Below are 13,225 nucleotides of genomic sequence, written 5' to 3'. Positions count from 1 at the left end.
CGCGCAAGAATACAAGCATCATGCATGGGAATTGCGTCATACTCCAGCAAAGTTTGGAAGAATAAGAGGAGACTTCCGATGGGCCCCTTCCCGCATGACGCCCCGCCGGCAACGATTACCGCTGACAATCCCGCCGGCACCGACGGCTTCGAGTTCGTCGAATTCGCCCATCCGGAACCGGAAAAGCTGGCCGAGCTCTTTACTCGCATGGGCTACAGCCCGGTCGCCAAACACAGAAGCAAGAACATCACCGTCTGGCGCCAGGGCGACATCAATTACATCCTGAACGCCGAGCGTGGCTCGCACGCCATGCGCTTCGTCGACGAACACGGCCCCTGCGCCCCGTCGATGGCCTGGCGCGTCGTCGATGCCAAGCACGCCTTCGAGCATGCAGTCTCGAAGGGCGCCATCCCTTACGAAGGCAAGGACAAGTGTCTCGATGTCCCGGCGATCGTCGGCATCGGCGGTTCGCTGCTCTATTTCGTCGAGACTTACGGTGCCAAGGGCTCGGCCTACGAGGCCGAATTCGAGTGGACCGGGGAGCGCAATCCGAAGCCCGAGGGCGTCGGCTTCTATTATCTCGACCACCTGACCCACAACGTCTATCGCGGCAATATGGACAAGTGGTGGGCCTTCTACCGCGAACTGTTCAACTTCACGCAGATCCACTTCTTCGACATCGACGGCCGCATCACCGGCCTCGTCAGTCGCGCGATCACCTCGCCCTGCGGCAAGATCCGTATCCCCTTGAACGAGTCCAAGGACGATACGAGCCAGATCGAGGAATATCTGCGCAAGTACAAGGGCGAAGGCATCCAGCACATCGCCGTCGGCACCGAAGGCATCTACGATGCCACCGACAAGCTGTCGGACAATGGCCTGAAGTTCATGCCGGGCCCGCCGGAGACCTACTACGACATGTCTCACGACCGTGTGCACGGCCATGATGAGCCGATCGAGCGGATGAAGAAGCACGGCATCCTCATCGACGGCGAAGGTGTCGTGAACGGTGGCATGACAAAGATCCTCTTGCAGATCTTCTCGAAAACCGTAATCGGCCCGATCTTCTTCGAATTCATCCAGCGCAAGGGCGACGAGGGTTTCGGCGAGGGCAACTTCCGCGCTCTGTTCGAGTCGATCGAAGCCGACCAGATCCGTCGCGGCGAACTGGGTCCGCAGGCGGCCGAGTAAGTCAGGTCCGGCATCGGCCGGACGGCACCGCCCAATCAAATCAGCCTCTCGCCTCAAGCGAGGGGCTTTTTACTTTGGAGACCTGAGGCGCCTGCGAGCCAGCCGCGCCCAGTGTACACCCCAACGTGCCCCAAGAGGGGCACGCATCGGCGAGAGCCTCAGTTCGTGGCGTCGTTGACCACCCGCCAGTTTGGCCGACCAAGGTCGTGCGGCCAATCGATGACGTCGCGGTCGTTGAAGTAGACGACCTCGGCGAGATTGGGGAACTGCGAATCCGCTTGCGTCGCGGCGTTCATCCAGGGCTGCATATAGGCCTGGCTGCCTTCCCATCCGAGCTCGGCCACCCAGATCGGCTTGTTGTATTTGGCGACCAGGTCGTAGCCGGGTTTCAGTGCCTCGGTGAAGGTCTTCGGCGCGCCGTATTCGATCTTGTCAAACGGTTCGAGCCCGAAGACCGAGAGGCCGACGAGATCGACGTAGTCATCGCCCGGATAGTAATCGACCAGGTTCGGCAGCCCCTTGGGCGACCACATGATCTGCGCTTTTGGCGCTTTCGCCCGCACGATGTCCATCGCGTGCCGGTAGGCCTTGATCCAGTCCTGGGGCTCCCAGCCGGCCCAGGAGAAACGCCCGGACGTATCTTCCATTTCCTGGCCCCAGCGCACGATGACTGGGCTCTTCAGCCCGGCAATCGTGTTGGCGATTGCTTCCATGTTGGCGTCATACTCACCTCTGAGCATGCGGTCGCGAAGCTGCGTCGGCGTCAGTTTCCAGTCCAGCGACCAGGACCAGGGCTCGATGGTGATCAGCAGGTTGCGATTGCGCTGGAGCGCGTACTCGTCGGCGACCTGCAAGGAAGCGAGGTCCACGTCTTCCCAAGGCAGGAACAGGGCCTCGGTCGAGACATCGCTCTGGGCGCCGAAATCGCCATGCGGATCATAGGCACCGAACTTTGTTCCGCCCGGGTGAATGACCGGACGTTTATCGCTCATCGTCTGTTCTGCACTGGTCGCAGGATTGGCTTTCTCCTGCGCCAACGCGGATACCAAGCTTGCACTGAGATCCAGCTGGAGAGCCAGAGCCGTGCATAGCGCGAATGCCAATTTGCGTTTCATTTCATCCTCCTGCAGCAGAACGTCTATTTCTTGGCCAGGAACTGTTCCTTCAGCCGGAGTGCCTTGGCCGTGATGTTGTCGTGGGCAACAAAACGTTTGTACTCGTCACCGGCGCGGGGCTTGGCATGGCTGAAGACGTACCACTTCCCGTTGGGCACCTTGCGTTGATAGACCGTGTCGCCGATCCGGGCGTGACCGAAGCAGCTCCGGGCATTGCCGGCATTGGCCGAGGTCGTCCAGGTGGCCTGCATGCACATCATGCCGAGGTCGCTGACGTACCAGTTGCCTTCGGCAAAGGAACGATCGCCCTTGCCCTTGTCGACGAACGCCACGAGCTTGCGCCCGTGGGCTTCGAACCGGGCACCGCCTGTCGACCACTCCCAGGTCTTGTTGCGGTAGAGCGAGTAGACCTCATAGGCGCTGAGCGGCTTTGGCTTGACTTCCATCTTCGCCTTGACCGGCTCGGCGCCGAAATAGACCGCGGCCGCTGCCAAAGGCACCAGCAGCGGGAGAGCTATGACTTTCAACGACCCTTTCATTGCATTTCTCCTCGCATTGGAGACCACACACACTCGACTGCTTGCCGTCGTCATGACGGCACATGAAACCGACCGACCTTCCTGGTCGTTATCGTTTCCCTGTTACTTTGTTGGCTGATATTCGATGCACTGATTTCGCCGCGCGCCTGCCCGTCGGATGGCTGTGAAAACCCTCTCCATTTCAGGCGGAAGCGAACGGTTTTGAGATTGGTGCCGCTGCCGGCACCGGCGACCGTGTATCTCGTTTCGGTGAAGCTCACGAACTGCAGGCCGTGCGACAGCGCCTGGGTTGCCTCGGCCCCATGGCGCACGGCCGATTGAGCCGAGAGCACCGAGACCAGCACCAGGCACCCGGCCGTCGCCGCCGTCATCGTCGACCGCGGGATCAGGGCCAACCGGTTTTCGCGTGCGTGGCAAATGAGGATCACCGCCACCAACCCCGCATAGATGAGCGCGTTGATGCCGGCGAAGACATAAAACCCGCGCGCCGTGCCGGCATCGGAGATACCCCTGGCGACCAGAGCCGATGCCAAGGCGAGCACCAGATAGGGCATCAGCACCCGCAGCGGCAAAGGCGCGGCGGCACCGCCACCCTTCGGCGTGATGCGGAAGTCGACGAAGGAGCCCGTCAGATGATCGCGCACCGCCGCAAGGCAACCGAGCAGCGACCAGGGCCAGCGTGCAAACAGGAACAGCGTGCCTTCCCAGCTCAGGACGCGTGCGTCATAGGGCCGGAACGTGCCCGTCGAGCGCCAGAAATAGGCAAGCGCGATCAGCACCAACGAGAGCGGCGCGAAATGCAGCAGAAATTCCGGATAGGTGACGGCGACGAAGGTCCGACCGGAGACGAGCGCCACGATCGGCATCAGGAACATCAGCGCCATGAACGACGAAAACAGCGGATACCAGAGCTGCGAGAACAGGAACTGGAACTTCAGCCGCGGCGACAGCTTCGGCACGTAGACCGGCGAGTATTTCAACAGGATCGTGACGAGGCTTCGCGACCATTGGAACTCCTGAACCACGAGATCGGCGAAATTGGCCGGTCCGTCGCCATGGGCGATCGCGTTCAGCGCATGCACGCCGCGCCAGCCATGGGCATTCATGATCAGCGTTGTCGAATGGTCTTCGGCAAGTTCGGGCCCAAGCCCACCGATCTGCTTCAGGGCCTTGGTCCGAACGGCATAGTGCGAACCGATGCACAGCGGCGCCCAGCCGTTGTTGTAGCCGGCCTGCAGCGAGCCGTGCATGCTGGCCTCCGCGTGGAGCCTCCCGCGCGCTGCCCAGCTGGTGGCGGCGTTGGCATCGCAGATGCTCGGCGCCGAGACATAACCGACCGACGGGTCGTTGAACGGGCGCAGCACCTCGACGAGATAGGTGGTTTCCGGCACATGATCGGCATCGAACTGGGCGACGAAATCGTAGCGCTCGTAGCCATAGTGATCGTAGAAATAGGCGAGGTTTCCCTCCTTGCACCGGGTCCGGCGCGGCCAGGAAGAGCGATGGTAGTCTGCGACGCCCTTTCGCGTGGAGATCATCACCCCGCGCGCCGCGCACCAGGCAATCGTGTCCGGTGACGGATCTTCGTCTGCGAGCCACACGTCGAATTCGCAGCCGGTCTGGTCGAGCATGGCGAGCAGCGTCTTGCGCACCACCGAAAAGGGTTCCGAAGGCGCCTTGGTCACCACCATCGCGACCCGCCCCTGCGGCACCCGGACGGCGCTTGCCGCCATAACCTTCGCGCCGGAAAAGATCACGATGAAATAGACCGGCAGCAGCGTGATCCATCCGACGACCACCGTGATCAGCACATAGGACGGCCAGTCGACGACGTGGGCGGGATCAAGCCACCACTGCCAGAAATACAGGAGGGCGCCAAACCATGCGGCAATGCCGAGGACATGGAGCAGTCGCAGCCGGCCCGAAAACAGGGCGGCGGGCGCCGAAGCGGCCTTCCGGCTCTGCCCGAAGGCGATCGTCTCATCCGGTTTCGCGGTTTCCAGCGACCAGTTCATGAGCGCACCTCCAGGCCGAAGCTCGGCGCGGCCGTCGCGATGATCGTGTCGATGTCCGAAAGCTGCGGACGGAAACCCAGCCTCTGGCGCGCCCAGTTCGTGTCGGCATAGAGAACCGGCGGGTCGCCGGGCCGGCGCGGCAGCATCTGCACCGGGACCGGCCGACCGGTGACCCGGTCGATGGCCGACAGCACCTGCCGGACCGACGTCCCATGGCCAGAACCGAGATTGGCGTGCAACACCTCGCCGCCGTCGCGCAGATAGTTCACCGCCGCCACATGCGCGTCGGCAAGATCGGTCACGTGGATGTAGTCGCGGATGCAGGTGCCATCCGGTGTCGCATAGTCGTCGCCGAAGACATCGAGCCTGTCGATCCGCCCGGCCGCCGCCATCAGCGCACGGGGAATGAGATGCGTTTCCGGATCGTGTTTTTCGGTCAGCTGCCCTTCCGGATCGGCGCCGGCCGCATTGAAGTAGCGCAGCGCCACCGAGCGGATGCCGTAGGCACGGGCATAGTCGCCAAGCATCAGTTCGATCATCAGCTTGGTGCGGCCATAGGGATTGATCGGCAGCTGAACCATGTCCTCGGTAATCGGCAGCTGCGGCGGGATGCCGTAGGTGGCGCACGAGCTGGAAAAGACGATGCGTCCAAGTCCGGTCGCCCGGCAGGCTTCCAGAAGCGCGATGCTGCCGGCAACATTGTTGGTGTAGTATTTTCCCGGATCCTCGACCGATTCCCCGACATAGGCGGATGCGGCAAAGTGGATGAGGCATTCGGGCGAATGGGTCCGGATTGCCGCCGCCAACCGTTCCTTGTCCTCGATCGCCCCCTCCACGAGGGGGCCCCATTTCACGTTGGATCGATGCCCCGTCGAGAGATTGTCGTAGACGACGGGAACGATGCCCTGCTCAGCCAGACGCTTGCAGGTGTGGCTGCCTATGAAGCCGGCTCCGCCGGTGACCAGTGCGACGCGAGACATGTCATACCGCCTCTCCGGCCACTGCGCGACCGGCCGCACTGAGGCGCTCGTCGAAATGGGCGATCGTGCGCTCAAGGCCTTCGCGCAGCATCACCTTCGGCTCCCATGCGAGTTCACCACGCGCCTGGGTGATATCGGGTCGCCGCTGGCGAGGATCGTCGGTGGCCGCCGCCAGATGCACGATGCGCGAACGCGAGCCCGTCATCGAAAGCACCATTCGCGCGAGCTCGAGAACCGTGAACTCTCCGGGATTGCCGAGATTGATCGGACCGGTGCACGGGTCGGCCGAGACCGAAAGACGGAGGAAACCGTCGATCAGGTCGTCGACATAGCAGAAGGACCGGGTCTGGTGCCCGTCACCATAGATCGTCAGGTCCTTGCCCTGCAGGGCTTGGACGACGAAGTTCGATATCACCCGCCCGTCGTCGGGCCGCATGCGCGGACCGTAGGTGTTGAAGATACGCGCGACCTTGATCTTCACGCCGTAGGTCCGGTGGTAGTCGAAGAACAGCGTCTCGGCCGACCGTTTGCCTTCGTCATAGCAGGCTCGCGGCCCGATCGTGTTGACGTTGCCGAAATAGGTTTCCCGCTGCGGACTGGTCAGCGGATCGCCATAGACTTCCGAAGTCGAGGACTGGATGACGGTGGCGCCAGTGGCCTTGGCGTTTTCGAGCGCATGCAGCGCGCCGAGAACGTTCGTCATCAATGTCCCGACCGGGTCCGCCTGATAGTCCGGTGGTGACGCGGGGGAGGCAAAGTTGAAGATGACATCGGCATCGATCAGGTAGGGCTTTCGAACGTCGTGATCGATGATGTGGAGATGGGGGTCCTGCGCCAGATGAGAGAGATTTTCGCGCCGGCCGGTCGAAAAGTTGTCAAGACAGATGACCGTATGACCCAGGGAAATAAGTCTTTCGCAAATATGAGATCCGAGAAAACCACTTCCACCCGTTACTAGTATTCTCTTCGGTATTCCTGCGATCTTCTTAAGAAACTCCCGCTGTCCAACCACGGACAGCGGTCCCGTGACGACCTTTCGCATGCGCACCTCCAATTATTAAACTCACCATTTTCGTTGGTGATTTGGAGACGGGATGCGAGCGCAATAGATAATAAAAATATTCTCTTTATTACAACGACACGCACAACCCGACAAAAAATAAACTATTCAATTTCAATCAATATTTTTTAGATTCTCAATTTCAATATTAGCTAATTATCAAATACGAACCGTCCAGTCAATATGTATGGAATTTATTTCCAGTAAATAATCCAAAATTACAACAAATTACTATTGACATAATCATATGTGATTACATTTCAGCCAATCCAGGCCAAAAGTAACGAAATATTTACCAGTATATTCTAGGGTAAATTTCGGTGTGATCTTTCGAGCTTTCACGCACCTGTCGAGGAGACATGCCACAGCGGGACCGCCCGGCCAATCGCCGGGGCAGGCTCAAAGTAGCATTTGATTTCGGGAATCAGCCCCAGGAGAACGCACCTGGGGCCGAATAGAACTTGGCACGCCTTCGACGACGGCCAAGCCCTCAAGCAGATAAATGTCTGCCTTACGTCGCGCCTAGTTCTTCCAACGCGACAGGAGGACGTCGCCGTTGCGCTCCGTCGCCGCATCGTTGGTGAAGTATCGAGACGCCGCTTCCGTACGGTTGCGAACGTTCATCTTCTTATAGATGTTGCGGACGTGAACCTTGACGGTATTTTCCGACAGCCCGAGCCGGTCCGCGATGATCTTGTTCTGCGTGCCCTTGCAGATCAGATCGAGGATCTGGACCTCGCGTGTCGTCAGGCCATCGGGGCCAGCATCGCGCTTGCGCCGTCCTGTTCCCGAAACGGTCGTCTGGCCCGGGGCCTCCCCGCGCCGGCCATAAAGGCTGTTCGCCGCGAAAGGCTCGGGAGAAAGCCGCCGCAGCAGAGCCGCCGGGAAATGTTCGCCGCCCTTCATCAGTAAGTCGATGGCCGCAAGGCAGACATCCAGATTGAGGTTCAACGGCAGGACGCCATGGATGAGGCGCTCTTCGACGAAGCCGGCAATCGACGGATCGAGTTCCTCGGCATTCTCCACCACCAGGCCAATCGATGCCCGCGGGTGGAACTCGTGAATGGTCCGCAAGATAGCCGGAAAGGACTTGGGAGGCATCCGGTACAGCATGATCAGCGTGACATCGACGAGACTACCGTCAAGCAGATTGTCGGGATCGGAGAAGCTGACGATATCGTGCCCTTGAAACCTGGACCCGACGGCCTGCATCAGGCATTCGGCGAACAGGTCGATCTTGGCGAGCATTACGATTTTTTTCTTTTGTGACAAAGCCTTGTTGTTATCTTCAAAATCACCCACGTTGGAGCTTCCAGGATACATTACGCCCTCCTAGGATTTTTCCATTTATTTTTATGGGTGCCCCGGTCTGGCCGTGGGCACGCCCCACTTTCAAAAAATTTATTCGGAACCACTTATGCGTCACGATTATTCCTGCGCGATAAAATTCGCGATAGCTAATGTAACGTAAAGATCTCCGCAACGAAACAGCCCAAAAGGATTAGAGAAGCGCCGGAAGGGCACTTAAATCGTTATAAATCGAACCATCTTTGGGTTATATTGCTAACGTTCTGTTTACCAAGACGCGGAACGCTCTCAAAAACAAGCCTCTAGGATACCCCCAGCAGAGCGAGCGTCCTATGCATTTCTGCCAAGACGGACCCGACGGCGCGCGATAAATGGATTAGTTAAGCGGCCTCGTGCAGCCGCGCTTAACCCCCCTCTTCCGCTCCGATATACGCAGGAATACTTAGTTGGTACTAGGAGGCCCGTCCGCTGCTGTCGACGATAGCCCGAAGCCAAGCGCAAAGCGTGGAAAGCGCGGAGGCACCGGTCGGCAGATGCCCCTGAAAAAGCAGGGGATTTCCTCGCTGCGCCAATGGCTTGCGGTCGATGGCTAGGCGAGAAAGTGTCAGTAATTACAAACCACTAACTAGAATTGGTATCTTCCGCGCCACGCGATTTGGTGTCAAATTAAGCGTTCGTTCCGGAAGATCAAAAGGGACCGGCTGAGCGCCACCAAGCGCTTCCAGCCGTGAGAAGCCTCGACCTCCGGAGAGTAGCGTCAGCGTTCCACCGAGTAAGCGTAAAGCAAGTCAACATACAAACCGGACCTAAATCCGGGCATAAATTATATAAAAAAGTAAAAACTAAAATAAATTTAGCAAAAAAGCGAAAATCTCTAAATCAAGATATTATCGTTCTTCCAAACGGAGCCAACACCGGAAAAATACCGTAAGAGTTAAGGGTATTTGGTGTTGGCCTCCCCTTTTTCCGAAATCCGCTCCAGCAACGAAAACCGCGCCCGGCGACGTCAGGCAACGCCGAAAGAGGCAGCCATGACCAGCGCGCCTGGAAAGCGGCGCGCTGCCTGTCACCCAATGATGCAATCGGGCACCACGCGGCGACACCGCAAGGCGGCTCGCCGCTGCGATCACTTCTTGCTCAGCGCCTGCGCCAGCTGATCGACAATGTCCTGTTGCGACTTCAGGCCCGATGCCGTGAGGTAAAGCTTGGCGGAGTCGAGATAAACGACGTGTCCGTCCTTCCAGGCCTTGGTCTGCCGCACGAGTTCGTTGTCGAGCAGGGCGGCCGCCGGCTGTGCCTGCTGGCCGATGGCTGCATCGCGATCGACGACGAAGATCCAGTCGGGGTTGGTTTCGAGAATGTACTCGTAGGAAACCGCCTGGCCGTGGGTCGCGACCTGCAGCTCGGGATCGGCCGGCTTGATCCCGAAGACGTCATGCAACGCGCCGAAGCGCGATCCCTTGCCATAGGCGCTGATCTTTCCGCCGGTCGTCAGCAGGATGAGACCCGTTCCACGTTCCGCAGCAAGGCCACGCAGCGCCTCGATCGAGGAATCGAGCTTGGCGATGCTTGCCTTGATCTCGGCTTCTTTGCCGAAAATCTCGCCGAGGATCTCTGCATTCTTCTTGACGCTGCCGATCAGATCCTTGTCGTCCGAGGTCAGGTCGATCGTCGGTGCCAGTTTGGCGACTTCAGCATATTTCGCCTGCGACCGCCCGCCGACGATGACGAGGTTGGGCTCCGCCGCATTGATCGCCTCGAAGTCGGGTTCAAACAGCGTGCCGATCTTCGCATAGGTGTCGGCCTTGTACTTTTCGAGCGACGGCGGGACGGCCGATCCGGGGACGCCGGCGACGGGGACGCCGAGCATATCCAGCGTTTCCAACATACCGAAATCATAGACCAGCACGGTCTTCGGGTTTTTCTCCACCTCGGTGACGCCGCTGCTGTGTTCGATCTTCAGGGTTTCGGCCGTCGCCACCGATGCGCCGCCAACCGTCATCATGGCCGCGACGAGCAGTCCGCGCAAACCATTAGAGAAGGGAGATATATTCATGACTATTTACCTCATGTTTTCTCCTCCTCCCTAGCGCGATTTTGCCAGGAGGGCAATGCGCGCATTCCGCGTCATTCCCGCCTCACAAAACTTGACGAAGCCGATCATATATATGACTAAGGCGAGCCTTCGATCGAGCACCTCCTCACGGCCGCAAGCCTCAGGGGTTCGTTGCGGCGGTCGATGGAAAAATGCAGCCACGGATACGAGAGCGGTGATCAGAACGAAAAGCAGCTGGAGCGTGACGCAACCATGAGGCCGGTCCTGTTCGCTATCCCGGTCGTCCTGTTGCTTGCCGCCGTCAGCGTCTTTACCGGTGTCGGCAGTCTTGCGGCCAGCGACGACGGCCGCGGCTGGCTTCTGGTCGTCGAAAGCCGCCTGCCACGCACACTGGCGCTGATGCTCGCAGGCGCCGGCCTCGCAGTGTCCGGCACGATCATGCAGATGCTGGCGCGCAACCGCTTCGTCGAGCCGTCGACCGCCGGCACCGCCGAATCCGCCGCCCTCGGAATGCTTCTGGCCATGCTGATCGCGCCGGGCCTGCCGGTGGCAGGCAAGATGGCCTTCGCCACCCTGACCGCGCTTGCCGGAACCGCCCTGTTCCTGCAGATCCTGCGCCGCGTTCCGCTGCGCTCGGCGCTGATGGTGCCGCTGATCGGCCTCATGCTCGGCGGCGTGGTCAACGCCGTTACCACCTTCATCGCCTATCGCTACGACCTGATGCAGTCGATGGGCGCCTGGATGTCCGGCGATTTCTCGGTCGTCCTTCGCGGACGCTACGAGCTGCTGTGGATCGGTTTCGCGCTGACGCTGGTCGCCTACGCGACCGCCGCGCGCTTCACCGTCATTGGCATGGGCGAGGCGATCGCCCGCAATGTCGGGCTCGACTACGACAAGGTGGTCACCCTCGGACTTGCCATCGTCTCCATGGTCACGGCGACGGTGGTTGCGACCGTCGGTATGATCCCGTTCCTCGGCCTCGTCGTTCCCAATATCGTCAGCCTGACCCTTGGCGACAATCTCAGGCGCACATTGCCGGTGGTCGCCATCTCCGGCGCTGGGCTTGTTCTCGCCTGCGACATCGTCGGGCGAATGGTGATTGCGCCCTACGAGGTGCCGGTGGGCACGGTCATGGGCGTGATCGGCAGCCTCGTCTTCCTTTATCTCCTGCTTTCGAGGCGGTCCCATGCAGGCTGATGCCAAGCGGATCTCTCCGTCGACCGTCCTTCTTGCGTCCGCTGCGCTGGCGCTGCTGTCGATGATCGCCTTCATGACCATCGGCGCGAAGGGAAGCTGGAGCTTCATCCTCTCTTTCCGCGGCACAAAGCTTCTCGGCATGGTGCTGGTCGCCTACGCGATCGCCGTCTCGACGGTGCTGTTCCAGACAATTTCCGGTAACCGCGTTCTGACGCCGTCGATCATCGGTTTCGACGCCATGTACACGCTGCTGCAGACGGTCATGGTGTTCTTCCTCGGCGCCGCCGGCGCGGCAAGCATGAACCCGCAGATGCAGTTCACGCTCGAAACGACCGTGATGGTCGGCCTGTCGCTGCTCCTGTTCCGCGCCCTCTTTTCCGGCGGCAGCCGTAGCCTGCATCTCCTGATGCTGGTCGGCGTCATTCTCGGGGGCCTGTTCCGCAGCCTCTCCTCGTTCCTGCAGCGCATTCTCGACCCCAACGACTTCATCGTCCTGCAGGACAGGTTGTTTGCGAGCTTCAACAGTATCGATGCCAACCTGCTCGGTATTGCCGCCGCAGCCACCCTCGCCGTGACCTTCGTCCTGTGGCGGTTGTCGCCCACCTTCGACGTGCTCTCGCTCGGGCGCGAGGCGGCGATCGGGCTTGGCGTCGACCATCAGCGCGTGGTGACGCTTCTCCTGGTGCTGATCGCCGTGCTGGTCTCGGTCTCCACCGCGCTCGTCGGGCCGGTCACCTTCTTCGGTCTGCTCGTTGCAAGTCTCGCCTGGCAGCTGTCACCCACCGCCAGCCACCGCTTCGTCCTGCCGGTCGCAGTCTTTATCGCGGTCGCGACGCTCGTCGGCGGCCAGGTCATCCTCGAGCGGCTGTTTTCCTTCAACACGGCGCTCAGCATCGTCATCGAATTCTTCGGTGGCCTAGTCTTCATCTTCCTGCTCGTCCGAGGCTCCGCGCGATGATCGAGATCCAAGAGGTAACGAAATCCTATGGCGGCACCGCGGTCGTCGACCGGGTGTCGCTGACGCTACCCGCAGGCGGCCTGACTTCGATCATCGGCCCAAATGGCGCCGGCAAGTCGACGCTTTTGTCGATCGTCAGCCGGCTGATGCCGATGGATACGGGCAAGGTGCTGGTCGACGGCCTCGACGTCAGCCGCGCCGCCGGCGACGTGCTTGCCCGGCGGCTGTCGATCATGCGCCAGGACAACCACATCAGCGCGCGCCTGAGCGTGCGCGACCTCGTCGCCTTCGGCCGCTATCCCTATTCCAAGGGACGGGTGACCGCGGCCGATGCGGAGCATATCGACCGATCGATCGCCTATCTCGGGCTCGAACCCTACCAGAACCGCTTTCTCGACGAACTCTCCGGCGGCCAGCGCCAGCGCGCCTTCATCGCCATGGTGCTGTGCCAGGACACCGACTACATGCTGTTCGACGAGCCGCTCAACAATCTCGACATCAAGCATGCGGTCGAGACGATGAAGCTCCTGCGCCGGCTGGCCGACGATTTCGCCAAGACGGTGGTCGTCGTGCTGCACGACATCAACTTCGCCTCCGCCTATTCCGACCGCATCGTCGCCATGCAGGGCGGCCGCCTCGCCTTCGAGGGACCGCCGCAAGACATGATCGTGCCGTCGCGGTTGCAGGCGATCTTCGATGTCGACTGCCGCGTCCATGCCGTCGGCGACACGCGCCTCGTCAACTATTTCGACTAGAACGCAGACATACGCCTTGGCCCGAATGCGCGAAGCGCGCTGCACGGACAC

The 13,225-nt window shown here is 60.5% G+C and carries 11 protein-coding genes; 4 read left to right on the top strand and 7 right to left on the bottom strand.

Annotation, left to right across the window (positions count from 1 at the left end; genetic code table 11):
* Positions 1 to 78: 78 nt before the first annotated feature.
* Positions 79 to 1,191: a 4-hydroxyphenylpyruvate dioxygenase gene (gene hppD / locus IB277_RS17425; RefSeq protein ID WP_090298053.1), complete on the top strand. Its 1,113-nt coding sequence runs from the start codon at positions 79 to 81 to the stop codon at positions 1,189 to 1,191.
* 158 nt (positions 1,192 to 1,349) lie between these two features.
* Here the strand turns inward: hppD and IB277_RS17420 are convergent, their stop codons facing one another.
* The 7 genes from IB277_RS17420 to IB277_RS17390 form a co-directional block, all read right to left on the bottom strand.
* Complete coding sequence (locus IB277_RS17420; RefSeq protein ID WP_060517455.1) at positions 1,350 to 2,306, bottom strand: glycoside hydrolase family 26 protein; 957 nt, start codon at positions 2,304 to 2,306, stop codon at positions 1,350 to 1,352.
* Positions 2,307 to 2,329: 23 nt separating this feature from the next.
* Complete coding sequence (locus IB277_RS17415; protein ID WP_034787207.1) at positions 2,330 to 2,845, bottom strand: DUF995 domain-containing protein; 516 nt, start codon at positions 2,843 to 2,845, stop codon at positions 2,330 to 2,332.
* A 50-nt stretch (positions 2,846 to 2,895) separates the two neighbouring features.
* The gene (locus IB277_RS17410) at positions 2,896 to 4,860 is read right to left on the bottom strand and encodes a glycosyltransferase family 2 protein (protein ID WP_090298055.1); all 1,965 of its coding nucleotides are present in this window, start codon (positions 4,858 to 4,860) and stop codon (positions 2,896 to 2,898) included.
* Positions 4,857 to 5,840 (bottom strand): UDP-glucose 4-epimerase GalE, encoded by a 984-nt coding sequence (gene galE, locus IB277_RS17405; protein ID WP_090298058.1) that lies wholly within the window; start codon positions 5,838 to 5,840, stop codon positions 4,857 to 4,859. The genes IB277_RS17410 and galE overlap by 4 nt, the downstream gene beginning before the upstream one ends.
* A gap of 1 nt (position 5,841) precedes the next feature.
* Positions 5,842 to 6,882 (bottom strand): UDP-glucuronic acid decarboxylase family protein, encoded by a 1,041-nt coding sequence (locus tag IB277_RS17400; protein ID WP_082566281.1) that lies wholly within the window; start codon positions 6,880 to 6,882, stop codon positions 5,842 to 5,844.
* 540 nt (positions 6,883 to 7,422) lie between these two features.
* On the bottom strand, positions 7,423 to 8,223 hold the full coding sequence (locus IB277_RS17395) for a response regulator transcription factor (RefSeq protein ID WP_060530574.1): 801 nt from the start codon (positions 8,221 to 8,223) through the stop codon (positions 7,423 to 7,425).
* 1,111 nt (positions 8,224 to 9,334) lie between these two features.
* A complete protein-coding gene (locus IB277_RS17390; protein ID WP_090298061.1) occupies positions 9,335 to 10,264 on the bottom strand; it encodes a siderophore ABC transporter substrate-binding protein in 930 nt (309 codons plus the stop codon).
* Positions 10,265 to 10,516: 252 nt separating this feature from the next.
* Here IB277_RS17390 and IB277_RS17385 point away from each other — a divergent pair, with 252 nt between their 5' ends.
* The 3 genes from IB277_RS17385 to IB277_RS17375 are packed head-to-tail and all read left to right on the top strand — an operon-like array spanning position 10,517 to position 13,174.
* Complete coding sequence (locus IB277_RS17385; protein WP_060604779.1) at positions 10,517 to 11,461, top strand: ABC transporter permease; 945 nt, start codon at positions 10,517 to 10,519, stop codon at positions 11,459 to 11,461.
* Positions 11,451 to 12,419 (top strand): iron chelate uptake ABC transporter family permease subunit, encoded by a 969-nt coding sequence (locus IB277_RS17380; RefSeq protein WP_060517451.1) that lies wholly within the window; start codon positions 11,451 to 11,453, stop codon positions 12,417 to 12,419. Before IB277_RS17385 ends, IB277_RS17380 begins: the two co-directional genes overlap by 11 nt.
* A complete protein-coding gene (locus IB277_RS17375; RefSeq protein WP_060517449.1) occupies positions 12,416 to 13,174 on the top strand; it encodes an ABC transporter ATP-binding protein in 759 nt (252 codons plus the stop codon). The genes IB277_RS17380 and IB277_RS17375 overlap by 4 nt, the downstream gene beginning before the upstream one ends.
* Positions 13,175 to 13,225 lie beyond the last annotated feature (51 nt).

The organism is Ensifer sp. ENS07 (assembly GCF_014852185.1).
Classification (GTDB): domain Bacteria; phylum Pseudomonadota; class Alphaproteobacteria; order Rhizobiales; family Rhizobiaceae; genus Ensifer; species Ensifer adhaerens.
Note: the sequence above shows the minus strand (reverse complement) of the source record. Positions and strands in the feature narration are given on the sequence as shown.

Coding starts and splice junctions, on each gene's coding strand:
- hppD (WP_090298053.1), top strand. CDS start 79: ATGGGCCCCTTCCCGCATGACGCCCCGCCGGCAACGATTACCGCTGAC.
- IB277_RS17420 (WP_060517455.1), bottom strand. CDS start 2,306: ATGAAACGCAAATTGGCATTCGCGCTATGCACGGCTCTGGCTCTCCAG.
- IB277_RS17415 (WP_034787207.1), bottom strand. CDS start 2,845: ATGAAAGGGTCGTTGAAAGTCATAGCTCTCCCGCTGCTGGTGCCTTTG.
- IB277_RS17410 (WP_090298055.1), bottom strand. CDS start 4,860: ATGAACTGGTCGCTGGAAACCGCGAAACCGGATGAGACGATCGCCTTC.
- galE (WP_090298058.1), bottom strand. CDS start 5,840: ATGTCTCGCGTCGCACTGGTCACCGGCGGAGCCGGCTTCATAGGCAGC.
- IB277_RS17400 (WP_082566281.1), bottom strand. CDS start 6,882: ATGCGAAAGGTCGTCACGGGACCGCTGTCCGTGGTTGGACAGCGGGAG.
- IB277_RS17395 (WP_060530574.1), bottom strand. CDS start 8,223: ATGTATCCTGGAAGCTCCAACGTGGGTGATTTTGAAGATAACAACAAG.
- IB277_RS17390 (WP_090298061.1), bottom strand. CDS start 10,264: ATGAATATATCTCCCTTCTCTAATGGTTTGCGCGGACTGCTCGTCGCG.
- IB277_RS17385 (WP_060604779.1), top strand. CDS start 10,517: ATGAGGCCGGTCCTGTTCGCTATCCCGGTCGTCCTGTTGCTTGCCGCC.
- IB277_RS17380 (WP_060517451.1), top strand. CDS start 11,451: ATGCAGGCTGATGCCAAGCGGATCTCTCCGTCGACCGTCCTTCTTGCG.
- IB277_RS17375 (WP_060517449.1), top strand. CDS start 12,416: ATGATCGAGATCCAAGAGGTAACGAAATCCTATGGCGGCACCGCGGTC.